15 protein-coding genes are annotated in these 23,691 nt (G+C 55.0%); 9 read left to right on the forward strand and 6 right to left on the reverse strand.

Annotation, left to right across the window (positions count from 1 at the left end; translation table 11 throughout):
* Positions 1-24: 24 nt before the first annotated feature.
* A complete protein-coding gene (locus M0644_RS08600) occupies positions 25-663 on the reverse strand; it encodes a class I SAM-dependent methyltransferase (RefSeq protein ID WP_286625351.1) in 639 nt (212 codons plus the stop codon).
* A 147-nt stretch (positions 664-810) separates the two neighbouring features.
* On the opposite strand from M0644_RS08600, the gene M0644_RS08605 reads away from it, so the two are divergent.
* The 3 genes from M0644_RS08605 to ctpA all read left to right on the forward strand — a co-directional run bounded on the left by M0644_RS08605 (position 811) and on the right by ctpA (position 4,417).
* Positions 811-2,250, forward strand: a complete 1,440-nt coding sequence (locus tag M0644_RS08605; protein WP_286625352.1) for a TolC family protein — start codon at positions 811-813, stop codon at positions 2,248-2,250.
* On the forward strand, positions 2,250-3,113 hold the full coding sequence (gene truB, locus M0644_RS08610) for a tRNA pseudouridine(55) synthase TruB (RefSeq protein WP_149819972.1): 864 nt from the start codon (positions 2,250-2,252) through the stop codon (positions 3,111-3,113). The genes M0644_RS08605 and truB overlap by 1 nt, the downstream gene beginning before the upstream one ends.
* Positions 3,114-3,178: 65 nt before the next feature.
* Positions 3,179-4,417 carry a carboxyl-terminal processing protease CtpA gene (gene ctpA, locus M0644_RS08615; protein ID WP_286625354.1) on the forward strand — a complete coding sequence of 413 codons (1,239 nt, stop codon included), beginning with the start codon at positions 3,179-3,181 and terminating at the stop codon, positions 4,415-4,417.
* On the opposite strand, the gene gor is transcribed toward ctpA, so the two are convergent.
* Together gor and pipX are read right to left on the reverse strand one after the other, a co-directional pair.
* Positions 4,404-5,789 carry a glutathione-disulfide reductase gene (gor, locus tag M0644_RS08620; protein WP_286625355.1) on the reverse strand — a complete coding sequence of 462 codons (1,386 nt, stop codon included), beginning with the start codon at positions 5,787-5,789 and terminating at the stop codon, positions 4,404-4,406. The genes ctpA and gor overlap by 14 nt on opposite strands.
* A 47-nt stretch (positions 5,790-5,836) precedes the next feature.
* Positions 5,837-6,106: a transcriptional coactivator PipX gene (pipX, locus tag M0644_RS08625; RefSeq protein WP_190278331.1), complete on the reverse strand. Its 270-nt coding sequence runs from the start codon at positions 6,104-6,106 to the stop codon at positions 5,837-5,839.
* Positions 6,107-6,277: 171 nt separating this feature from the next.
* On the opposite strand from pipX, the gene M0644_RS08630 reads away from it, so the two are divergent.
* The 4 genes from M0644_RS08630 to M0644_RS08645 all read left to right on the forward strand — a co-directional run bounded on the left by M0644_RS08630 (position 6,278) and on the right by M0644_RS08645 (position 15,162).
* Positions 6,278-7,387, forward strand: coding sequence for a S49 family peptidase (locus tag M0644_RS08630; protein ID WP_286625356.1), 1,110 nt, complete (start codon positions 6,278-6,280; stop codon positions 7,385-7,387).
* Positions 7,387-8,109 (forward strand): tRNA (guanosine(37)-N1)-methyltransferase TrmD, encoded by a 723-nt coding sequence (trmD, locus tag M0644_RS08635; protein ID WP_149819981.1) that lies wholly within the window; start codon positions 7,387-7,389, stop codon positions 8,107-8,109. Before M0644_RS08630 ends, trmD begins: the two co-directional genes overlap by 1 nt.
* Before the next feature lie 225 nt (positions 8,110-8,334).
* Positions 8,335-12,153 carry an EAL domain-containing protein gene (locus tag M0644_RS08640; RefSeq protein ID WP_286625357.1) on the forward strand — a complete coding sequence of 1,273 codons (3,819 nt, stop codon included), beginning with the start codon at positions 8,335-8,337 and terminating at the stop codon, positions 12,151-12,153.
* A 9-nt stretch (positions 12,154-12,162) separates the two neighbouring features.
* Entirely contained in the window at positions 12,163-15,162 is a 3,000-nt protein-coding gene (locus tag M0644_RS08645; RefSeq protein ID WP_286625358.1) for a DEAD/DEAH box helicase, read from the forward strand.
* Here M0644_RS08645 and M0644_RS08650 read toward each other — a convergent pair.
* Positions 15,159-15,941: a YaaW family protein gene (locus M0644_RS08650; protein ID WP_190278036.1), complete on the reverse strand. Its 783-nt coding sequence runs from the start codon at positions 15,939-15,941 to the stop codon at positions 15,159-15,161. The two genes, M0644_RS08645 and M0644_RS08650, sit on opposite strands and share 4 nt — an antisense overlap.
* A 183-nt stretch (positions 15,942-16,124) precedes the next feature.
* Between M0644_RS08650 and ccsB the strand changes: the two genes are divergently transcribed.
* Both ccsB and tilS read left to right on the forward strand, forming a co-directional pair.
* Positions 16,125-17,084, forward strand: a complete 960-nt coding sequence (gene ccsB / locus M0644_RS08655; protein ID WP_149819990.1) for a c-type cytochrome biogenesis protein CcsB — start codon at positions 16,125-16,127, stop codon at positions 17,082-17,084.
* Between the two features lie 13 nt (positions 17,085-17,097).
* Positions 17,098-18,132, forward strand: coding sequence for a tRNA lysidine(34) synthetase TilS (gene tilS / locus M0644_RS08660; protein WP_149819992.1), 1,035 nt, complete (start codon positions 17,098-17,100; stop codon positions 18,130-18,132).
* Here the strand turns inward: tilS and M0644_RS08665 are convergent.
* Entirely contained in the window at positions 18,053-20,488 is a 2,436-nt protein-coding gene (locus tag M0644_RS08665) for a DNA topoisomerase (ATP-hydrolyzing) subunit A (protein WP_286625362.1), read from the reverse strand. The genes tilS and M0644_RS08665 overlap by 80 nt on opposite strands.
* A gap of 63 nt (positions 20,489-20,551) precedes the next feature.
* A complete protein-coding gene (locus M0644_RS08670; protein ID WP_286625364.1) occupies positions 20,552-23,686 on the reverse strand; it encodes an efflux RND transporter permease subunit in 3,135 nt (1,044 codons plus the stop codon).
* Positions 23,687-23,691: the final 5 nt, after the last annotated feature.

Genomic DNA, 23,691 nt, shown 5'->3' on the forward strand with positions numbered 1-23,691 from the left:
CGTGTTGTAAATCGTTCATATATCTTAATTCTTTGGGCAGGGTTTGCGGGCATGGAGAACCTGCAAGCTGCGCCCGAGGTGGTAGGTCTGCCGCTCGACAGTGAAGCCCTGTAACCGTAGCTGCTCAGCTAAGTCCGTTTGCAGCAGTTGCCAAGCGGTTTCCGTTTCAAAGAGCCAGAAAAAGAGAGCCATCCCCGGCCAAAAGAGAGGCACTTGGGGACGATGAAAATCAATCAGGGCAAACCAGCCACCGGGCTTGAGAACCCGCCACACTTCCGCCACAATGGCACGCAGTTGTTCCGCAGTCATTTCATGCAGCGCCATGCTGGTGTGTACCAGATCAAAGGTGGCATCGGCAAAGGGCATCTTCTCCGCAAAGGCTTCCACATAGGTGGCTTGGGGCACGCGCTGCCGAGCACGGGCGATCGCCCGCGGTGAAGCATCTAAACCAGTGACCTGATCAAAGGCTTGAGTTAAGGCTTGAGTGACAACGCCATGGGCACAGCAGAGATCTAAAACCACGGCACTGCGGGGTAAGTCCAAATCTTGCCAAGCCAACCGATGCAGGCGATCGCTCCCCCCGACCGTTATTGCTGCGAGGGCACTAATGGTGTCGTAGAGCCACGGATATTGATAGCTCCAAGTGCGTAAAATGGTTGCCACAGCGCTGGATCAAGCCTTGAATTTTGCAGAATTGGAACCAGTTGAGTGTCAGTGTACCGCCTTTTTGGCAACGATTCCTTGAGAAAGGACTGTTATAGTCTTATGTGGTAGCGAGAATCCGTAGTTGTAACGGTGTCGGGAGTGAGCATGGGTCAACAATCCATCTGCCAACAAAGCAGTCTGCTGCTGGGGAGCCTTGTGGGGGTCTTGATCACCATGAGCGGGGGGGCGATCGCCCAACCCAACCCTACGGCCACCGATCTCCTGCCCTTCAATCCCAATCCCGATCCCCTCCATCTCCCCAGTCGTCCCGATCAAGTAAAAATTGATTTGGATCGCCCCATTACCCTCAACGAAGCGATTGAACTGGCGCGGCGGAATAACCGCCAACTGCAAATCCTTGAGGCACAACTGCAACAAAGTCGGGCCGTTCTGCGCCAAGCGGCGGCGGCTCTCTATCCCAGCATCTCCTTGCAATTGGGGATTAGTCGCACGGATTCAGCGGCGATTCGCCTGCAAAATGCCCAACTACCACCCCCCTTGCGAACCAACCCCACCAGCAATACTTGGACCAGCACGGTGCAACTGGGCTACAACATTTTCACCTCTGGCCAACGGGATGGCAGTATCAAAGCAGCACAGGAACAGGTGCGCAATGCCGAACTGGATCTGCAGCGAGAATTTGAACAACTGCGGCAGGATGTCACCAATGCCTACTACAACATTCAACAGGCGGAGGCGCTGGTGCGCATTGGCGAAGCAGCGGTACAAAACTCGCAAATTAGTCTACGGGATGCGATCGCCCGCGAACGGGCTGGCTTAGGCACGCAATTTGATGTCCTCACAGCACAGGTGCAACTGGCCAATAACCAACAGCAACTCGTGCAAGCCCAAAGCCAACTGCAAACGGCTCAACGCCAACTGGCACAGCTGCTCAGTCTCAATGACAAAGCCAATGTGCGGGCGGCTGACCCCATTCGGGTAGTTGGAGAATGGAAACTCTCCCTTGAGGAGAGCATTGCCCTCGCCTTTCGCAATCGCGTGGAACTGGAACAACAACTGACCCAACGGAATGCAGCACTGCAGCAGCGCCGGGTGGCCTTGGGGAATCTAGGACCGCAGTTGGTGGCCGGCGGAAGTTTTAACACCCTTGATAGCCTCACAGATGGGAGGGCACCCCGTTGGGGATATACCGTTGGGGGTCAAATGAACCTGACCCTCTTTGATGGCGGGGTCTCCCGTGCCAGTGCTGCCCAGCAGGAAAGCGCTGCCGCGATCGCTGAAGCTCAGTATGCGGCCTTTCGGAATTTGATTCGTTTCCAAGTGGAGCAGGCCTACTACACGCTCAAATCCAGCCAAGAAAATATCCGCACCAATGAAGTGGCGGTGCGCCAAGCCACGGAGGGACTCCGCCTTGCCCGTCTGCGCTTCCAAGCAGGGATTGGCACCCAAGCGGAGGTGAGCAATGCAGAAACGGCTCTGATTCAAGCCCAGAGCAATCTGTTGAGTTCTACCATTGACTACAACCGAGCGATCGCTGCCCTGCAACGCTTTGTGAGTGGCTTACCCTTGACGGCAACGCCTTGATGTTTGGTTTTTTGAATCTGAATAAACCTGCTGGCTGCACTTCCCACGACTGCATTAACGAACTGCGAAAGCGGCTGCGGCTCAAACGCATCGGTCATGGGGGCACCTTGGATCCGATGGCTACAGGGGTACTGCCGATCGCCCTTGGTGCAGCGACGCGACTCCTACCCTATTTAAGCGATCGCAAGGCCTATATTGGCACGGTGCGCTTTGGCATCACCACAACCACGGATGACATTACGGGTGACATTTGCCAAGAACAATCTGCCAGTTACCTCACCCTTGAGGCCATTGAGGAACAGCTTCCCCAATTCATTGGCGAGATTGAGCAATATCCCCCCGCCTATAGTGCGATTCAAGTGGATGGTCAGCGGCTCTATGCCCGTGCCCGTGCGGGTGAAGCCGTGAGCGTGCCGCCGCGGATCGTTGAGGTGTACAGCATTGATGTCTTAGATTGGCAAGCAGGATGCTACCCAGAATTGACCCTGCGCATTACCTGTGGCGGTGGCACCTATATTCGCGCCCTTGCCCGCGATTTGGGGGCGGCACTGGGGGTAGGGGGAACGCTGGCAGCCCTGCAACGGATTGAAAGTGGTGGCCTGAGGATTGAGGAGAGCCATTCCCTAGAAAGCATTTCGCCAGAGCATTTACCACTGCGCCCGCCCCAAGCGGTTCTCTCACATCTACCGTGGCTTGAACTCAATGCAGTACAACTCAACGACTGGTATCATGGCCGCGCCGTGATTGGTGAGGGGCTACCGCCGGCGGAGAGTTTCGTGGGCGTCACCTTTGCCACTACCTGTGTGGGAATCGGGGTGAGTGGGGGCGATCGCCTGCATCCTAAGGTGGTTCTCAAGGCATAACGGTGTCTTCCGAAACATTTTTCTAGTGCTAGCTTAGGAAAAAGAAGCAATCAGCAGGTGAAGGAATGGGGGTTCGTTGGCTGCAACGTCTCATTTGTTGTTTAGTGGTCTTGGTGGGAGTCTGGGGCATTTTCCCCACTGACTCGGCGATCGCCCTAACGGAGGAACAAAAACTCTTTAATGAGGCATGGCGCATTGTCAACCAAGCCTACGTGGATCCCTCTTTTAATGGCCAAAACTGGTGGCTGGTGCGCGAAAAGGCGCTGAAACGTCCCCTACCCAATCGCGAGGCGACCTATGAGGCCATTCAAGCCATGTTGGCGAGTTTAGAGGATCCCTTTACACGGCTGCTGCGCCCCGCCCAATTTCGTAGCCTGCAAACCACCACAGCTGGGGAACTCACTGGTGTCGGCTTGCAAATTAGCACTGACCCTGAAACCGGTATCCTCGAAGTCATTGCCCCGATTGATGGCTCCCCTGCTGCTGAAGCGGGGATTCAACCCCGCGATCGCATTCTTGCCATTGATGGCGTCTCCACCACCCAGCTCAGCCTTGATGAAGCCGCCGAAAGAATGCGGGGAGCCGCCGGTTCTGCTGTGCATTTGTTGTTACAACGGGGCAGTGAAGCTCCTCAAGAAATCACCCTGAAACGGGGACACATTGAGATTAATCCGGTCATGGCTGAGGTTCGCCAAGTGCAGGGGCACACCGTTGGCTATATTCGCCTTGGTCAATTTAGCGCTATGGCGGTCACAGAGATGCGCAAAGCCATTCAAATGCTAGAGCAGCAGGGAGTGGAGGAGTACATTCTTGATCTGCGCAATAATCCGGGGGGACTGTTGCAGGCGGGGGTGGAAATTGCTCAACTGTGGTTGGATTCGGGGGTCATTGTCTATACCGTCGATCGCCAAGGGATCATTGATAGCCTCAATGCCAATGGCGGTGCCCTCACCCATGACCCGCTCGTCGTCCTCGTGAATGGCGGAACCGCCAGTGCCAGTGAGATTTTAGCCGCTGCCCTGCAAGATCATGGCCGTGCTCGACTGGTGGGCGATCGCACCTTTGGCAAAGGCTCGATTCAGTCCCTCTTTAACCTCAGTGATGGCGCTGGTCTTGCGGTTACCATTGCCCACTACGAAACCCCTAATCACCACAACATCAACAAAGTGGGGATTGAGCCAGATTGGCGGGTTCTCGATGCTCCCGAGAGTCTGGTGGCCATGGGTACAGCAGCAGATCCCCAATATCTGGCGGCCCTAGAGCTGCTCCACAGTCCGGTTCAAGTCGCTGCTAACGCAGGGTGACAAACTCCTCCGCCGTCGAGGGATGAATGGCCATCGTGGCATCAAAGTCCTTCTTGGTGGCGCCCATTTTGAGGGCGATCGCGATCCCTTGAATAATCTCAGCAGCATTGTCCCCCACCATGTGGGCACCGAGCACCCACTCCGTATTTTTCTCCACCACCAATTTGACGATCACCTTTTCATCTCGACCCGTGAGACTGTGGTACATCGGGCGAAAGGCCGCACGGTAGATTTTCACATTCTCTTCCCCCAATTTCGCCTTGGCCTGCGCCTCAGACAGCCCCACCGAAGCCGCCTCCGGCTGGGAAAACACCGCCGAGGGAATATTCTCATAGCTCAAGGTGCGCGGTAGATTACCAAATTGCGTATCAGCAAAGGCGCGTCCTTCGGCAATGGCTATGGGAGTGAGGTTGACGCGGTTAGTGCAGTCCCCCACAGCAAAAATGTGTTCTTGATTGGTGCGGTAGTATTCATCCACAGCAATGGCGACAATCCCTTGACTATTGGCCGTAAGATGCACCCCCGCCTGATCAAGACCCAGCCCCTGCAAGTTGGGCGCACGCCCCACGGCACACAGCACCGTATCAACTTTAGTTTCACAGGCTTGCCCCTGCTGTTCGTAGCGAATGCGGATATTGCCCTTCTTGGTAAGCTTCAAGCCTGTAATGTGGCACTGGGGACGGACATCAATGCCGTGGCGAAGCATCCCCTCATAGACACCATCTTGAATGTCTTGATCAAAGCCGCGCAGGGGGCGATCGCCCCGCAGAAAGTGAATGACTTCCGTGCCGAGTCCCTGCATAATGCCGGCAAACTCAACACTGATGTAGCCGCCCCCAAGGATAGCCATGCGCTTTGGCTGCTTGGGCAACAAAAACATCTCCCGCGAGGTAATGCTGTGTTCAATGCCCGGCACATTGGGCTTAATCGCTTCCCCCCCGACGGCAATCAAGATTTTCGCCGCTGTCACTCGCTGCTGTACCTGTCCTTGGCGATCCACGAGTTCTAGGGTGTGGGGGTCAGCAAAGCGGGCAAAAAAGGGCAGCAGTTCGACCCCGGCTTTGGCAAGGTAGCTAATGTGCAGTTGGCTGAGACGATTTACCTCTTGGTTCACTGCTTGAATCAGTCGCTCCCAGTTCAACTTGGCTTCAACGGGGCGCCAGCCATAGCCGACAGCGTCTTCAAAGAGGTGGCTAAACTTGGAGCCATAGACCATGAGCTTTTTAGGGACACACCCCCGAATCACACAGGTACCGCCAACTTTATCCCCTTCGGCAATGGCCACCCTAGCGCCGTAGGAAGCTGCCCGCTTTGAGGCCGCCAAGCCACCGGAGCCGGCACCAATCACAAATAGGTCATAGTCGTAGCTCATCCTTGCTCCCCAAAACCTAGCCTCAGTCTAGCGAAATCTGGATCGGGTTACATGAAGGCTTGGCGATGAATCGCTTGTAGGGCTTGGTATTCAGCAGTTTTGCCAAGACGGCGCAGCGATCGCAACCGCTGTTCAATGAGCATGCGCGCATCAGTTCGACTAATCGATTCAAACGCCATCCCCGTCGGCCGCTGGTTGACGATAAAGAAAAGCCGCTGGGCATACAACGTTGTAAAGAGTTGCCGATGCTCATCAATAGGGCACACCCCATAAAGCAAGCCAAAGGTGGGGTGATTGAGATACTGCTCAGCGGTCATCGAGGGTTTCATTAGTAGAGAGAATCTACCTCGCAAAAGGATCGTGACAGGTCAACACGGCAAGGGTGGCTTGTGAGGGGCAAAAACAGAAGAAAACCGCAAGTGGCGGCTAAAATAAGTAAAACATTTAACTGAAAACTTTTCAGATCATACTAAACCCTTTCCTCCTCTATGACGCGCTCCCTTCCCCCCTTTTGGCCCAGTGTGTTTCACCGCTGTGGTGTGATCTTTTTTGGCACGCTGACGTTTTTTTTCACGTTGGGGGTGGTGGGCTTCAGTGCCACGATCTTCTTTGCCCTCCTCGGAGTCTTGTTGGCACCTGCTAGTGAAACCAGTCCCTACGAGCACGTCAGCGGCAAGGAGAGCAGTCGCGATCGCATTCTCAGAATTGACATTACTGGGCCAATTCTCGGTAGCCCGCAAAACGAAGAAGATAGCTTCTTTGCGCCCCTTGTCGGTGTCACCTACGGCTATGAAGTGCAGCAGCAGTTGGCAGAGGCCGCTAAGGACGAAACGATTAAGGCCGTCTTTGTTAATATCAGCACTCCCGGCGGCACGATCTTTGGCTCCCAGGCGATCGCCGAAGGTATTAGGAGCTACCGCGCAGCCACCCAAAAACCGGTCTATGCCTTTATTGAGGGCATTTCTGCCTCCGGTGGCGTTTGGGCTATGGTGACAGCGGATCGGATCTACGCCGATCACGGCAGCATGATTGGCAGTATTGGCATTCTCGGCCCTAGTGTTTTCTACTACGATCGCCCCACCAGTCTCGATAATGGCCTATTGATGGGAGGCGTTACTGCCAACAGTATTGAAGAACGGACACTGAGCGCCGGTCGTAGCAAAGATATTGGCAATCCCTTCCGTCGCCTCACCCCCCAAGAAATTGAGGTCTTCCAAGCCGGCCTTGAACAGGAGTACAGCAAGTTTATTAATCATGTGGCGCAGGCACGGGGCATTGATCCCAGCGTTATTCGCAACGAAATGGGTGCGATGATTTTCAGTAACGAGCAGGCGCAGCGCTATCGCCTCATTGATGGCACCCGCAGCCGTCCAGACACCCTCAGTGCCCTTGCTAGTGCTGCCAAGCTCAAGGAAGGAGAGTATGCGGTCGTAGGTTTTCGGCGCGATCGCTCCCCTTTGATCAATCAACTCTTTGGCATTCAGTCACCTCCCCCAGCACCAGAAACCCAGCAGGTGTGGAAACAAGAGCAACTGTGTGCCCTCAGCCAATTGCGCGCCCTTGCCTACTATGGTTCCCTGTCGTGCCGTCCCCAGTGATGCGTTTCGATATTATTACCCTCTTTCCAGAGTTCTTTGCCTCCCCCCTCAGCAGTGGCTTAATGGCCAAAGCCTTGGCACGGGGGATTGCCGAGGTCGTCCTGACCAATCCGCGTGACTTTAGTACTGATAAGCACCAGCGGGTGGATGATGAACCCTACGGGGGGGGTGTGGGCATGGTGATGAAGCCTGAACCCCTCTTTGCGGCGGTGGAATCGCTGCCCTCCTTGCCCCGCCGTGAAGTGATCTATGTCACCCCCCAAGGGCAACCCCTGACCCAACAGCACCTCTGGCATTGGTCGCAGGAGCGAGATCAACTAGTGATTCTCTGTGGTCACTATGAGGGCGTGGATGAGCGGGTCGTCGAGCATTTGGTGACCCAAGAAATCTCCATTGGCGATTTTGTCCTGACCTGTGGGGAAATTCCAGCTCTGGTGATTCTCAATGGTGTGCTGCGACTGCTGCCCGGCACGGTGGGCAAAGCGGCTTCCCTGCATCAAGACAGTTTTGAGGACGGTCTATTGGACTATCCCCACTACACTCGACCCGCAGAGTTTCGGGGGTGGACGGTACCGCCGGTCTTACTTTCTGGTCACCATGGGGAAATTGCGGCTTGGCGGCGGGCACAGCAAATTGAACGCACTCACCAACGCCGCCCAGATCTGTATGCGCGCTGGCTGGCTCAGCAGGAAGCCACACTCAAAACCAAGGAAGGAGAATAGGAAATTACTTTATACTTCTTAAGAAAATCAGTTATAAATCAGTTATATGTCAAAAAAAAAAAAATAATAGCAAGTATCATCGTAATTATAATGTCTAATCCGAAAGCTGCTGCGGTTAGCTTTAGTCAGGAGCCCCAGTAACTTCCTACGATTAATCCTATGGATAGTTTGTTCCCCACTTTCCTAAGGCCTGCCACCCCCAATGCCAGTGGCGGTGCAGCTCCAATGATCGACCTATTAGGTGGAATGGGGGAAAGTGATGGGGAGCCCTACCTAACAGCAATCCTAGGGGCGTTACCGATTGCTGTGGCTCTTGCTGATCCTGCGGGGGAAATTTGCTACATTAACCCCTTTGGCCGAAGGCTCTTGGCGGTGACGGATCCCCAAGTGGCGGCAGCTGACATTTGGGCAAATCTGCAGGTTTATTACTGCGGTAGCGATCGCCCCTATCCCAAGGAAGAGTTGCCCAATAGGCAAGTCCACCAGCGTTTAGAACCCTGTTCTGTGGACGTAGATCTGCTGTTGAGCGATCGGCGATTAACCCTAGCAATCCAAGCCCGCCCCATCTTTGATCCCAGCAGCAATCTGCAGTGTATTGTGCTCACGTTTCAGGACATTACTGGGCGCCAACCTCAGGAAACACAGCCCCAAGGGCTTGCCTGTTCTCGTCAGCAGCAGCCCGATTCTGGGCAGTGTGACTCCGGCATCTTCCAAGACCAAGGTGATTTTCTTTTATTCCTGTACCCAGATACCACCATCCTATTTGCCAATGAGGCCTTCTGTCGCTTCTTTAACTGTTCTGCTGCTGAAGTCATTGGTCGCCCCTTAGGGGAGTTGGTCTGCTGTGAAGATGCCGTCTGTTTCCAAGCACAGGTGATGCAGCTTACACCCACTGCGCCCCTATTTACCTGCGAAAGTTGCCTACCTCATCCCCAAAAAGGGAGTCGCTGGATCCAGTGGCTGAATTCAGGGGTTTTTACGGCTGATGGTTCCCTCAGTGGGATTCAATCCGTCGGCCGAGATGTTACTGCGCTCAAAAATCAATTACTGCGTGAGCAGGCTCTCAATCGGGTCATCCAAGCCCTGCGCAATTCCCTTGACCTTGAAACCATCTTTGGCACCGCTGTGCGGGAAATTGTGGAAATAGGGCTGGGATGGGATGCCTGTGTGGTTCGCTACCTTCCGGAAAGGCAGGTGTGGCAGCCGGTTGCCGAATATCACAGCGATGCCAATGCGCCGCGGTTTCTTGGCTTTGAAATCCCAGATCAGGACAATCCCTTGGCCACACGGCTGAAGGCAGGAGAAGTGGTTGCCATCGCCGACACCTGCCAACTGACCGATGCAGTGAATCGAGCCCTTGCGGAACAATTGCCGGGGGCATGGTTACTGGTGCCTTTGATTGTTAAAGAGCGCCCTTGGGGCAGCCTGAGTTTGTTTATGCCGCACCAAACCCATACGTGGTCAGAAGTGGAAATCAATTTTATGCGTACCATTGCCACCCAACTGGAGGTGGCGGTTTACCAGGCCAATCTATACGCCCAAGCCCGCAAAGAACTGGCTAAACGTTCCCGTCTGGCTGCGGCATTGCGCAAGAGTGAAGAACGGTTTCGCTTGACGGCTCTTCACCTCCCTGGTGCCCTGTTTCGCTATGAACAGTACCCCGATGGTCGCAATCGGGTATTTTATCTGAATCCAATGTGCGAACGTCTTTGGGGCATCCCCGCGGCGGTGGCCGCTGAGGATGGTGAAAGTTTGTGGCAGCTGGTGCATCCAGAGGATCGGGAAGCCACATGGCAATCGGTTCTCTGTTCTGCGGCAAATTTGACGCCATGGTTTTGGCAATGGCGCATTATTCATCCCACCAGCGGTGAAGTGCGCTGGCTAGAGGGCGCCGGACAGCCCACAGCGGCGGCTAATGGGGCCGTGGTCTGGTACACCGTGATCTTGGATGTCACTGAGCGCCATTTGGCCGAAGAGCGCCTCAAGGAGCAGCAGGCCCAGTTAGAGGTGGCTATCCGTGCTTCCAAGATTGGCTTTTATTTTCATGACCTCTCTACGGGAACCATGCTTGTTTCGCCAGCCCACAGAGCCCAGCTGGGCGACCTGCCTAGGACTGAAGCGTTCAGTTGTGCAGATTGGCAGGAGCAACTCCACCCCGAGGATCGCGATCGCGCCCTTGCGGCCTACGAGCAATTTCTGCGCGGTGAAGCGGACTATGACATTGATTTTCGCCTGCGCCACCGGGATGGTAGCTACCGCTGGTTCCACAGCAATGCCGTGTTAATTCGGGATGCCCAGGGTCGCCCCTCTAAGGTGGTGGGTACCCATATTGATATTACCGAACGCAAAGCTGCTGAACTGGCGCTGCGCGAAAGCGAAGAACGCTATCGACTGCTGGCGGAAAACATGACCGATATTGTGTGCCTTTTAGATCGCGAGGGTCGGTGTTTGTATGTTAGTCCCTCCTATGAAACCCTCTTGGGTTGGTCTTCTGGGAGGCTCATTAGTCAGCATTTTACGCAATTGTGCCATCCCCAAGAGCGATCGCGGGTCAAGCAGGAACTGCAACAGATGATTCAGCAGCAGCGGTTTTGGCCCATCACCCATCGAGCTTGGACAGCGAATCGGGAGTTGCTCTGGCTAGAAACCCTCTTCAAGCCCCGCTACGACAGTCAGGGACAATTGCAACAGTTGCAGACCAGTTCCCGCGATGTCACCAGTCGGGTACAGGTGCAATTTCAGCTAGAGCATGAGGCCTATCACGATCCCCTGACAGGGTTGCCCAACCGCCTCTACTTCATGGAGCAGTTGGCAGCCACAATTGCCGCAGCTCAAAGCAATCCTGAGCTTCACTATGCGGTGCTGTTTTTGGATGTGGATCGCTTTAAGGTGATCAATGACAGCCTCGGCCATGCAGTGGGCGATCGCCTGCTCATTGCCTTTGCCACTTTGCTGCGGCGTCTCATCGAAAATAGGCATATTGTGGCTCGCCTCGGCGGAGATGAGTTTGTGATTTTGGCAACCGCTTTACCTCACTTGGAGAGTGCCATTGCCCTTTGCGAGCAAATTACCCGTTGCCTCCAGGAACCCTTGGTCGTAGAGGAGCGGCAAATTTTCCTCAGCAGTAGTATTGGTGTGGTCTTTGCCCAAAACGACTATGAAACGGCTTTTGCTGTCCTCAGGGATGCCGATATTGCCCTGTATCAAGCCAAGGCTCATCCCACAAGACGCTACGCCATCTTTAATGCCCAGATGTACGAACAGGTGCTAGAGCGCCTCCACCTTGAACACGATCTGCGCCATGCCCTCAGCCATGGAGAACTGCAGCTGTTTTATCAGCCCTTTTTTAATTTGGCGGATCAACAACTGGTGGGCATGGAAGCCTTGGTGCGTTGGCAACATCCTGAACGGGGACTGATTCTGCCGGGTGCTTTCATTTCAATTGCTGAGGATACGGGGCTGATTGTTGACCTTGACAAGTGGGTTCTGGAGCAGGCTTGTCGACAGTTTTGGTTGTGGCAACAGCAGTCCCAAGTAGCAGCCAACGCGATCCTGAGTGTGAATGTCTCGGCCAAGACCCTGAAGCATCCCAGTTTCCGCCACCACCTTAGCCGCGTTCAGCAACAGTATCCCCTGGGCAGAGGACAGTTGGTTCTAGAACTCACCGAAAGCATCGCCCTTGAGTTGGGCAGTGAAATGCTCAACCTCCTAGAATCATTGCGGGAGCGCCACATTGAAATTAGTATTGACGATTTTGGAACGGGCTATTCCTGCCTGAGCTATCTCCACAGCCTACCGATTCACCATCTAAAGGTGGATCGCGCCTTTGTCCAGCAATTGGAAAACAACCAACGCAACCTCAAAATTACCAAGATGATTTTAGTCCTTGCTCAGGAGTTGGGCTACCGCGTCATTGCCGAAGGGATTGAAACCCACGAGCAACTGCACATCCTGCAGCGACTGGGGTGTGATTATGGTCAAGGGTATCTCTTTGCCCGACCCATGCCTGCTGAAGCCCTCGCATCCCTCCTGAAAGCCCACTAAAATATTGGCATGGCTGTTTTCCGTGGGACGTGGCTGGCAACGCCGACGCCGCGCTTTTTTGTATGGGCAGAAGAATGGCGATCGCTCACTCAGGCAATCACGCCTTGGGTTCCGACTGCTGTGCCTGTTTATCCCTATGCCACCCAACTGAAGACCCCTCCGCTTGTCAATGCCGATCCGAGTGTTGCCTATGCTGCTTTGCCCGCACAGATTCAGGAGCATCACCTGTTACCGCCTCCCCTAGCGGAAGTCAACGGCGAACCGCTGTTTCTCTGGCAGGTGCCGGGTTGGGCGATTCCTGCCTCAGGGGTTTTAGAGCAACTACATCAACTGGGTCTTCAGGGTCGCGAAAGCGCTGCTATTGGCGATGATCTGCGCTATTGGCTGCACGTTAGTCGCTGGTTACTGGATTTAATTGTGCGCGGCCAATACTTGCCTACGGCTGAAGGGTGGCGGATTCTGCTCACCCACGGGGGCGATCGCGATCGCTTTCGCCAATTTAGCCAACGGATGCCGCATCTGTGTCGTTGTTACCAAGGGGATGCCACGGCGCTGCGGTTTCCGCCCCATGCCACCGATCTATTGGCGGATTTTTTACACCACACGTTGCAGGGCTATCTCCACGCTGTCCTCGCCTCCCTAGAGCTGCCCAAAGTGGGCTTAGCCAAAGCCCACAGCCACTGGCTGACTTTCCTCAAAACAGGGCAAGCAACGGAACTGCCGCCTTCTTTTGTGGAACGGCTCCAGCGTTGGCAAGAACCCTACCGCGAGCAGTTGGATCTGCGCCCCCAATGGCGCTTGGCACTGCAACTGGTGCCCCCAGATACTGCCGAGGGTGATTGGCGCTTGGCCTTTGGCCTACAAACGGAGGGCGAAACGGAAACGATGCTGGCGGCGGCAGAGATTTGGCAATGTACGCAAGAGTCCCTCCTCTATCACGGACAAGTGCTCTGGCAGCCCCAAGAAACCCTGCTGCGGGGACTGGGTTTGGCCTCACGCATTTATCGTCCCCTCGATCGCAGTCTCCAAGAACCCTCCCCTGTGGGTCTGACGCTGCAAACCACGGAAGTTTATGCCTTCTTGCAAAGTGCCATTCCGCTCCTTGAGCAGCAGGGGGTTGCAATTATTGTGCCGCCGAGTTTGCGCCGCAATAGCGCCCAGCATCGCTTGGGTCTGAGGATGATTGCTTCATTGCCGCCCACCGCCACCAGCGGCTTGAGTATTGAGAGCTTGATGCAGTTTCAGTGGCAATTACAGTTGGGGCAGCATCCCCTCTCGGAAGCAGATTTTGAGCAACTGCGCCGCCAAGAGAGTCCCCTTGTTTATCTCAATGGTGAGTGGGTGCTGCTGCGTCCCCACGAGGTGAAGGCCGCTCAAGAGTTTCTCCAGTCTCCCCAAAAGACCCAGCTCTCCCTTGCCGATACGCTGCGCATTGCCACCGGGGATACGGTGACGGTGGCCAAGTTACCCATTCTCGGCCTAGACGCCAATGATGCTCTTCAGGCACTACTCGATGGCCTCACGGGTAAACAAACCCTTGATCCAGTGCCGACACCGCAGGAATTTTGTGGGGAACTGCGTCCCTACCAAGCGCGAGGGGTGGCGTGGTTGAGTTTCTTGGAACGCTGGCGGTTGGGGGCTTGCTTGGCCGATGATATGGGCTTAGGGAAAACGATTCAACTGTTGGCCTTTTTGCTCCATCTCAAGGAAGCAGGACGTGCCTACCGACCGACACTGTTGATCTGTCCCACCTCAGTACTGGGCAACTGGCTACGGGAGTGCCAAAAATTTGCACCGACATTGCGTGCCTACGTCCACCACGGCAGCGATCGCCCCAAGGGCAAGGCATTTCTGAAAAAAGTGGAAACTCACGATCTGATTCTCACCAGTTATGCCCTTCTCCAGCGCGATCGCACCACCTTGCAACAGGTGTCATGGCAGCATCTGGTCCTCGATGAAGCCCAAAACATCAAGAATGCCAACACCCAGCAGTCCCAAGCGGCACGGGAACTCTCCGCCCAGTTTCGCATTGCCCTGACGGGAACCCCCCTAGAGAATCGTCTCCTTGAACTCTGGTCGATTATGGACTTTCTGCATCCGGGGTACTTGGGCAATCGCACCTACTTTCAGCACCGCTATGTGCGACCCATTGAACGCTATGGCGACACCACCTCCCTCAACGCCCTGCGCACCTATGTTCAGCCCTTCATTCTACGGCGCCTGAAAACTGACCGCAGCATTATCCAAGACCTGCCCGAAAAACAGGAGATGCTGGTCTATTGCGGTCTCACCCTAGAACAGATGCAGCTTTACACTGCGGTGGTGGCAGACTCCCTTGCTGCCATTGAAAATAGTGAAGGTATCCAGCGGCGCGGCCATATCTTGGCTACGCTGACCAAACTCAAGCAAATCTGTAACCACCCGGCGCAGTATCTCAAGCAGGAAGACTATGCCCCCGATCGCTCGGGTAAATTGCAACGCCTCATAGAAATGCTGCAAGAGCTTCAGGAAGTGGGCGATCGCGCCCTTGTCTTTACCCAATTTGCCGAATTTGGCACCCACCTGAAAACCTATCTCGAAAAGGCGCTACAGATGGAGGTCTTTTTCCTGTCGGGACGCACCCCCAAAGCCCAGCGAGAACTCATGGTGGAACGCTTTCAGCACGATCCTGAGGCACCCACGGTCTTTATTCTTTCCTTAAAAGCGGGGGGCGTGGGCTTAAATCTCACCCGTGCCAATCATGTCTTTCACTACGATCGCTGGTGGAACCCTGCCGTTGAAAATCAGGCCAGCGATCGCGCCTTCCGCATTGGCCAAGCCCGCACTGTCCAAATCCACAAATTTGTCTGCACGGGTACCCTTGAAGAAAAGATCCACGAGCAAATTGAGCAGAAAAAAGCGCTTGCGGACATGATTGTGGGCAGTGGCGAACAGTGGTTAACCGAACTCAATCTCGATCAACTGCGGCAACTGCTCACCCTGGACAAAGAGCGGGTGATCACACTCTAGGCCATTGCCCACTGGGATGCCTGCTCACCGCGTAGGAGGCGAATTTGGGCGATCGCGAAAATGGTGGGAATAATGCGCGCATAGTTGGTGGAAATGGCACGCCAACCCAAGTCGGCAATAAACCACACCCACAAAGCTGTACTGGCAAAGGCTAAGACGCTGCGACCGAGGGCAAATTTAGCGGCTCCCACGGCAGCGCCCCGAGACACCAAGGGAGTGATGGAGAGCTTGTACCCAGCAAAGTGAATGGCAAATTGACGAGCCACCTGCTGCACCACCATGGAGCGGACAACAGAACTGATGGCGATCGCCGCGCCTCCCTCTAGGATCAGGCGTACAGTTTCCATGGAAATCGGGTGGCCGTTGCGCAGTTCGGGCAAGCTATCTTGGATTTGGGCAGCCAAGACCTTGCGATCCTCATCCCCCAGCTTTTTCCACATCCGCTGCAACACATTCAAGAAGATTTCCATTTCCAGTTCGGGGACTGTCCAACTGGGGGAAAACTTAATTTTCAGATAGCGACAGACCCGCATCAACGTTTGCCGATAGCTGATTTGCTGTGCTTTGCCCTTGAGCACCGTCAGACCATCTGCCGCCAAAAAGCGAAACCGCTCCTCAATATCATCCAGCCATGCTTGGCGATCCTGAGCTTGGACGGCAATGGGATCCGGCGTTGTGAGATAGTCCAAGGGATTGAGCCGACGACGAAACAAAATTTCGGTTAGGTCTTGCAACTCCTCCTCCGTCGCCAATTCCAGCGCAGCCCGTAGCTCGTTCATGGGGTTCTCGCTCCAGCAGCAGCACAATAGAACATGATGATTCTTCACCCCTGATTATAGGGATTCAGGCTGAAATTGTGGTACAACCCTTTTCACAAGAATGGGAGATGCGCCACTATCCCAGAAAAGCACGGTTCGGACAGTACAATACAAAAGAGTAGCAGGCTGGCAAAATAAAAAGCTATGGATTTATTAACCCTAGAAGGTTGGCTCGATAACACGGCCTTTGCGGTGCTTTTGATCACGATGTTGCTCTACTGGTGTGGGGCAGCGTTTCCCCAATGGCCTGTTCTCACGGCTGCGGGTCGCACGGGGATGGCGATCGCCAATCTCTGTATTACGGGCCTGCTGGCGGCGCGTTGGATTGAGGGGGGCTACTTTCCCATCAGCAATCTCTATGAATCCCTCTTTTTCCTGTGCTGGGGTTTGACAGCCATGCACTTTGTCGCCGAGTCCATCAGTGGCCAGCGCCTTGTGGGGGTTGTTACTGCACCCGTTGCCATGGGAATTACGGCTTTTGCGGCTCTCTCGCTCCCCCCGGAAATGCAACAGTCAGCGCCTCTGGTGCCTGCCCTGAAGTCCAACTGGTTAATGATGCACGTCAGTGTGATGATGCTCAGCTATGCCACCTTGATGGTGGGGTCACTGCTGGCGATCGCCTTCCTAGTGGTCACATGGGGCAAACCCGTCAGCCTTAAGGGCAGCTCCGTGGGCACAGGCAGCTTCCGCAGTCGCACGCCAGAACCTTCCTTAGAACCCTCGACTGGGGGCGGCGGCACCACGGTACTCACCCAACCCACCCTGCAATTGAGTTTGCAACGCCTCACCTTAGCTGAAACCCTCGATAACTTGAGCTACCGCATGATTGGTCTTGGCTTCCCACTGCTGACCATCGGCATTATCTCCGGTGCGGTCTGGGCAAATGAGGCTTGGGGTGCCCCTTGGAGTTGGGATCCCAAAGAAACTTGGGCACTGATTGTCTGGCTGGTGTATGCAGCTTATCTCCATGCCCGCATGACCCGCGATTGGCAGGGACGCAAGCCCGCGATTCTCGCTACCGTTGGTTTTGGGGTGGTCTGGGTCTGCTACTTAGGGGTGAACCTACTGGGGAAAGGCCTACACTCCTACGGTTGGTTCTTCTAGTCGGTTATTGCAAGTGTGGGGCATCTACCACGCCCGCCTGCATACCACCTTAAAAACCCAACAATGGCTCCCTGTGGGGTCACGCATCCTCATTGCTCTGTCGGGGGGTCAAGACTCCGTTTGTTTAACGCGCCTGCTACTGGATCTACAGCTCCACTGGCAGTGGTTTTTGGTGGCTGTCCACTGTGATCACCGCTGGCGGGCAGATAGCGCTGCCAATGCAAATTTCGTCCAAGCGCTAGCGCAGCAATGGCACCTGCCCTGTGAGGTGGTGAGTGCGCCGCCGCTGCCGAAAACTGAGGCCGCAGCCCGTTCATGGCGTTACCAAGTCTTTGAGACCGTGGCCAAGGCTCTGAATTGTACCCATGTGGTGACCGCCCACACCCAGAGCGATCGCGCCGAAAGTCTCCTACTACATCTACTGCGCGGCACCAGCCCCGATGGCCTAGCCACCCTCTTACCTAGCCGTGCTTTGGGTGCGATTCAGTTAGTACGTCCACTCCTAGGGATGACGCGAGCGGAAACGGCTGCCTTTTGCCAAACCTACGGGTTACCCGTCTGGCAGGATGCAACGAACCACCATCTCAACTATCGCCGCAATCGGCTGCGTTTGGAGTTAATTCCCTATCTGCAAGCGCACTTTAATCCGAATGTGGAAGAGGTGCTTGCCCAAACCGCTGAACTGCTGGCTAGCGATCGCGCCTATTTCGAGGCTGAGGTGGAGCGTCTTGCCCCCACCGTGATCCGCGAGCATCCCCCTGCCTTGGAGCGGCTGCGCCTACGGGAATTGCCCCTTGCGCTGCAACGCCGCTTGATCCAGCGATTTTTGCGTCAGCACCTGAAACGGGGCATTGATTTCAGCCTAATTGAAGCGGTGCGTCCTCTGATCACGGCAGGTAATGGCAGCCAAACCTCAACGCTGCCGGGGGGGTACCACCTGCGGGTCTGTGGTCAGTGGCTTGAACTGATCAGGCCAACGGCACCACCGCCTGAATCTGTTCCTGCGGATCAAGGGGAGCGATCGCCACCCCCACCGCCTCTTTATTGAGGATGGGGATCTCTTCGCCGTTGGTGATCCAGGCTCGCTCTTGGTTCGTCACCAGTGCCAGGGGGCTACCGCCACGGCCAATGCCCGCCAAGCGATCCGCTTTTTGCCGCAGGGGCATCGCCAACTGGCCTAAATGACCAAGGGGCACAACTTCCATTAGGGGCAGCGGCACTTGTTTACCAAGGCCTGAAGCAGTAATGAGGATCACATTCTCCGGTTCCGACAGGGCGATCGCCCCCACCAAGGTTTCTTGCCCACTGAGGCGCACCGCCGCTTGACCTAGATTCAGCCGCCCCAAAGCGGGAATGTCGGGGATGAAAAAGTGAAAGACCCGCCCCCGCGAGGTGGCCAACACTAAGTGATCCGTATCTGCAGGCAGTACCCAACCGAGGGCATCCCCCGCCTTGAGTTTCATCAGTTGCAGACCGCGCCCGCTCAGGTCTTGCAGATCTGAGATTGGAATGACCTTAATGCGGCCTTGGCGCGTCAGCAAAATCAGCTTCTCTGCTGGGGCTTGACTGGGCAAGACCGTCAGGAGGGTTTCCCCTTGCGCCGACTCCGGCAAGAGAGTCAGTAGGGGTTGACCGCGATCGCTCTCACGGCGGCTGCTAACGGGTAATCGCTCTAAGGGCAGCGGATAGACCTTGCCACTTTCCGTAAACACCCACAGGCGATCCTTGGCCTGTACCGAGAAGGCCAAAGGCAATGGCTCTGACCACGGTAGCCACGTTTGCAATTGGAGACTCCCCCGACTGCGCTGGGACAGACAGCGCCCGTAACCGCGATGGTTCACTTCGACCCAGAGGGGCGTATCGTCACGATCATTGGTCTCCACGGGGGTGGGGAGCAGCGGCGCTGCCGTGAGGATTTGAGTGCGGCGGGGATCGGCAAAGGCTTTCTTTAACTGCCGCAATTCTTTCTTCAGTGCCTTGAGGCGCTCAGGACGCTGGCTAATCAGGGTTTCCAACTGGGCAATCCGCGCTTGTAGCTCCGCCTGTTCCCGTTCCAGGTCTTGGCGCTCCTGTTGAGTGAGGCGGCGTAGGGGCATGGCAATCAGGGCACTGGCTTGGCGATCGCTCAAACCCAAGCGGGTCATCAATTCCCGCTGGGCAGTACTGCCATCCGCTGCCGATCGCAAAATCTCAATCACCTGATCCACGGCATTGAGGCCAATTAAGAGTCCCGTCACCACATGCTGGCGGGCTTGAGCCGTTTCGAGATCATGGCGATATTGCCGTAGCAGGGTCTGCTCGCGAAATTGAAGAAACTCACTGAGAATCTCCTTAAGGGAGAGTTGGCGGGGTTGATTGCCCACCAGTGCCATCAAGTTGATGCCATAGGTCACTTGTAGTGCGGTTAGGCGGTAGAGTTGCTCCAAGAGTTGTGCCGCTGAGGCATCCCGCTTCAGTTCAATGACCACCCGCAGCCCCTCGCGATCGCTCTCATCCCGCAGATCGGCAATGCCCTCAAGGCGACCTTGATTCACCAAATCCGCCACCTTCTCAATCCATGCCGCCTTATTCACCTGATAGGGTAGCTCTGTCACCACAATTGCTTGGCGACGGTGGCGGCCGCGTCCGGGCTGAATATCCTCAAGGGTGGCCACCCCCCGCAGGGTGATCGTCCCTCGACCCGTGGCGTAGGCGCGCAGCAATTCTGCCCCATCCACAATCACACCCCCCGTGGGAAAGTCCGGTCCCGGCAGGTGGGTGAGCAGTTCTTCTAGGCAGAGATGGGGACGGTCAATAAGCGCAATCAGAGCATCCACCACTTCCCCCAGATTGTGGGGTGGAATGTTTGTGGCCATGCCCACAGCAATTCCCGTTGCGCCATTCAACAGCAAAATTGGCAGTTGCGCCGGCAGCACCAAGGGCTCCTCTTGGGAACTGTCAAAGTTGGGGACAAAATCCACAATGGCGTCGCTGATATTCTCCAGTAGCGTGCGGTGGGCGATCGCTGCCAAGCGCGTTTCCGTGTAGCGCATTGCCGCCGCAGGATCATCATCAATGGAGCCAAAATTGCCATGCCCTGCCAAGAGGGGGTAGCGACTGCTAAAGGGCTGCACCAAGCGCACCAGTGCCTCATAGACCGCTTGATCCCCGTGGGGGTGATATTTCCCCAGCACATCCCCCACCACCCGTGCACACTTGCGAAAGGGGCGATCGGGCGTCAACCCCAACTCATACATGGCATAGAGAATCCGCCGATGCACTGGTTTTAGCCCATCCCGCACATCTGGTAGTGCCCGCCCCACAATCACACTCATGGCGTACTCCAGATAGGAGCGTTGCATTTCACTGTGCAGTGGTGTTGGGATCACCTGTCCAGAGGTCAGCAAATCCAGTTGTTTGGGCATGATCACGAACGAGCCAAAGGATCATTCCCCACGATACAAGAGTTTTGCGAATTGTAAAGTAAGTTAAGACTCCGTTGGGGTTGCTTCCTCAAGCTTCTCCTTGGTCAGCCGCGCCACTAGTTCCTTAATGAGGATGTAAATGATCGGCACCACAAAGAAACTGAGAAATGTGGCTGCAAGCATGCCACCTGTGACACTTGTTCCCAAGGAGTGACGGGATTTTGCCCCAGCACCCGTAGCAATGACCAGCGGGAAAATGCCCAGAATAAAGGAGATGGCCGTCATCAAAATGGGGCGCAGCCGTTCCTCGGCGGCATTGATCACCGACTTGACAATGGACGTGCCCTTGCTTTCGCGAATTTGGTTGGCAAACTCCACAATCAAAATCGCATTCTTACTGGCGAGGCCAATCAGCATCACCAAACCAATTTGGCAAAATACATCATTACTCAGCCCCCGCAACCACTGTGCCAACAAAGCGCCCATGATCGCCAAAGGCACCGAAAGGATAATGATCAAGGGGTCAATATAGCTTTCGTACTGCGCCGAGAGCACGAGGAACACAAACACGAGACCAAGGCCAAAAATCAACGGTGCTTGGCCTGCGGAGCGGGTGGACTCTAGGGATAACCCCGTCCAGCTATAGCCGATGCCATTGGGGAGAACCTCCTGAGCCAAGGATGCCATTGTCATCATCGCTTGACTATCACTGAGGGGTGGCACATTTTGACCAGTCACCTCCGCCGAACGGAACAAGTTATGGTGATAAATAATCGGCGGTGCCGAGACCTGTTCAATCGTGACGAGATTACTGAGGGGAATGAGCGCATTTTGCTCCGAGCGTACATAGATGCGGTTGATGTCATCGGGATTCGAGCGAAACTGCTTATCCGCCTGCACAATCACTTGGTAACTGCGGGCAAAAATCGTAAATTGGTTAACGTATAACGACCCCAAGTAAATCTGCATGGCATTAAAAATGTCCTTGAGGGGAATCCCCAAGGCAAGGGCGCGGGTGCGATCGACCGTTACATTTAACTGGGGGGCATTAATGGCAAAGGGGGTATTCACTGACACAAGGCCGGGGGTTGCATTGGCTTTGAGGATTAGCTCGTTCACTGAACTCGCAAGGGCTTCAAGGCCGAGACCCTGCTGATCCATCACCTGCATATCAAAGCCGCCAAGGCCGCTGCCACCAAGGTTAATGGTCGGCACATTGGATGCAAACACCACTGCTCCGAGTTCACCCACGACGGCCTTCTGAAACTGGGGCAGCAACTGATCAAGGGTTGGCCGTTGTGACCAAGGCTTGAGACTCGTAAAGATAATCCCCTTGTCTGAACCTGTGCCGAAGAAGCTAAAACCGCCAATGGCAAAGGTATGTTCGACCGCTGGATTTTGGGCGATCGCGTCCGCTGCTTTGAAGACGATATTACTCGTGTATTCTAGGGAGACCCCTTGGGGCGATTGTACGAGGGTGACAAAATAGCCCTGATCCTCTTCGGGGACAAAGCCAGCGGGGACAATCTGAAACAGCCCGTAGGTCACCCCCAGCAGTGCCACAAAGCCTGCCAGCACCCAGTATTTTAGGCGCACGACCACAGTCAGGTTGCGTTCATAGCCCCGTCGCATTGTATCGAGAAAGCGGTTAATCCAGCGAAACAAAATAAAGTTCGCCATCGGGGGACGTTCCCGCCGCAGGAGCAGGGCGCACAAAGGGGGAGAGAGGGTTAAAGCATTAAACGTAGAAAGGGCGATCGCAAAGACGATTGTCAAAGCAAACTGCTGATAGAGCCGCCCAGTGACCCCCGGAAAAAAGGCCACAGGGATAAAGACCGCCATCATCACCAACGAGGTGGCAATCAATGCCCCTGTCACTTCCTCCATCGAGCGACTGGCGGCTTCTTGGGGGGTCATGCCCTCGTCTTCCATGAGACGGGTGACATTTTCCACGACCACAATGGCATCATCCACCACCAGCCCCGTGGCCAGCACCAGACCAAACATGGTCAAGCTATTGATTGAGAAGTCAAAAGCCTTCATAAAGGCAAAGGTGCCCACCAAGGAGACAGGGATCGTTACCGACGGAATAATCGTGGCACGCCAATCCTGCAGGAATAAAAAGATCACGGCAATCACAAGGATGATGGCCACAATCAGCGTAATGACCACCTCTTTGATCGACTCCTGCACTGCGTCGGTGGTGCTAAAGCCCACACTCCATTTCAGACCGGGGGGAAATTTCTCAGCTAAAACAGCCATCTCCGCTGCGACAGCGCGGGCAATGTCGAGAGCATTGGCACCACTGAGTTGATAGATACCAATCCCAACGGCGTCACGGCCATCAAACTGAAAGTTGGTGTTGTAGTTTTGTGCCCCTAGCTCGGTGCGACCGACATCGCGAATGCGAATCACGGAACCATCGTCGCCGCGCTGAATAATAATGTCGGCAAACTCTTCTTCTGAGGCCAAGCGACTTTGGGCTTGAATGGAAATTTGAAACTCCTGTCCCTCTGGTGCTGGGGGGGCACCAATAATCCCGGCTCCCACCTGGACATTTTGATCGGAGAGGGCACGCACCACATCCTGAGCCGTCAGACCGCGACTGGCTAAGCGATTGGGATCAAGCCAAATCCGCATGGCATAGGTGCGTTGACCAAAGACCTGAACCTGCCCTACCCCCTTCAGACGTTGCAGGGGTTGCACCACGTAGAGGGTCGCGTAGTTACTAATGAATGTGGCGTCGTAGTTGTATCCCTCCTCTGGGTATAGGGCTAAGGCCAAAACAATCTGATTTGTGGATTTGCTGACATTTACCCCAGTGTTGATGACCTCTGGTGGCAGTTGGGAGGTGACTGATGCCACTAAGTTATTGACATCAACAGCAGCAATATTTTCGTCATAGCCCTCAGTGAAGGTGATCGTGATATTGCTGTTGCCAAAGCTGTTACTGCTGGAGTCAATGTAATCCATCCCCTTCACGCCATTAATTTGCGTTTCTAAGATCGTGGTGACATTCGTTTCAACGGTTTCAGCGTTGGCACCTGCATAGTTAGCAGACACCTGAATTGTTGGCGGTGTAACGTTAGGGTAATACTCAATGGGCAGCGTTGGCAGCGCGATCGTCCCCACCAGAATAATCAGCAGAGAACAAACCGTGGCAAAAACCGGGCGCTTAATAAAAAAATCGCTAATCATGCTCT

The sequence above is a fragment of the Thermosynechococcus sp. B1 genome, assembly GCF_030322985.1.
In the GTDB taxonomy this organism is placed as follows: Bacteria; Cyanobacteriota; Cyanobacteriia; order Thermosynechococcales; family Thermosynechococcaceae; genus Thermosynechococcus.

Bases quoted from the DNA above. Each gene is read 5' to 3' on its own strand.
- truB (WP_149819972.1), top strand. From the start codon at position 2,250: ATGTTTGGTTTTTTGAATCTGAATAAACCTGCTGGCTGCACTTCCCAC.
- M0644_RS08670 (WP_286625364.1), bottom strand. From the start codon at position 23,686: ATGATTAGCGATTTTTTTATTAAGCGCCCGGTTTTTGCCACGGTTTGT.
- ctpA (WP_286625354.1), top strand. From the start codon at position 3,179: ATGGGGGTTCGTTGGCTGCAACGTCTCATTTGTTGTTTAGTGGTCTTG.
- M0644_RS08645 (WP_286625358.1), top strand. From the start codon at position 12,163: ATGGCTGTTTTCCGTGGGACGTGGCTGGCAACGCCGACGCCGCGCTTT.
- pipX (WP_190278331.1), bottom strand. From the start codon at position 6,106: ATGACCGCTGAGCAGTATCTCAATCACCCCACCTTTGGCTTGCTTTAT.
- M0644_RS08605 (WP_286625352.1), top strand. From the start codon at position 811: ATGGGTCAACAATCCATCTGCCAACAAAGCAGTCTGCTGCTGGGGAGC.
- trmD (WP_149819981.1), top strand. From the start codon at position 7,387: ATGCGTTTCGATATTATTACCCTCTTTCCAGAGTTCTTTGCCTCCCCC.
- ccsB (WP_149819990.1), top strand. From the start codon at position 16,125: ATGGATTTATTAACCCTAGAAGGTTGGCTCGATAACACGGCCTTTGCG.
- M0644_RS08650 (WP_190278036.1), bottom strand. From the start codon at position 15,941: ATGAACGAGCTACGGGCTGCGCTGGAATTGGCGACGGAGGAGGAGTTG.
- M0644_RS08640 (WP_286625357.1), top strand. From the start codon at position 8,335: ATGATCGACCTATTAGGTGGAATGGGGGAAAGTGATGGGGAGCCCTAC.
- gor (WP_286625355.1), bottom strand. From the start codon at position 5,789: ATGAGCTACGACTATGACCTATTTGTGATTGGTGCCGGCTCCGGTGGC.
- M0644_RS08630 (WP_286625356.1), top strand. From the start codon at position 6,278: ATGACGCGCTCCCTTCCCCCCTTTTGGCCCAGTGTGTTTCACCGCTGT.
- M0644_RS08665 (WP_286625362.1), bottom strand. From the start codon at position 20,488: ATGCCCAAACAACTGGATTTGCTGACCTCTGGACAGGTGATCCCAACA.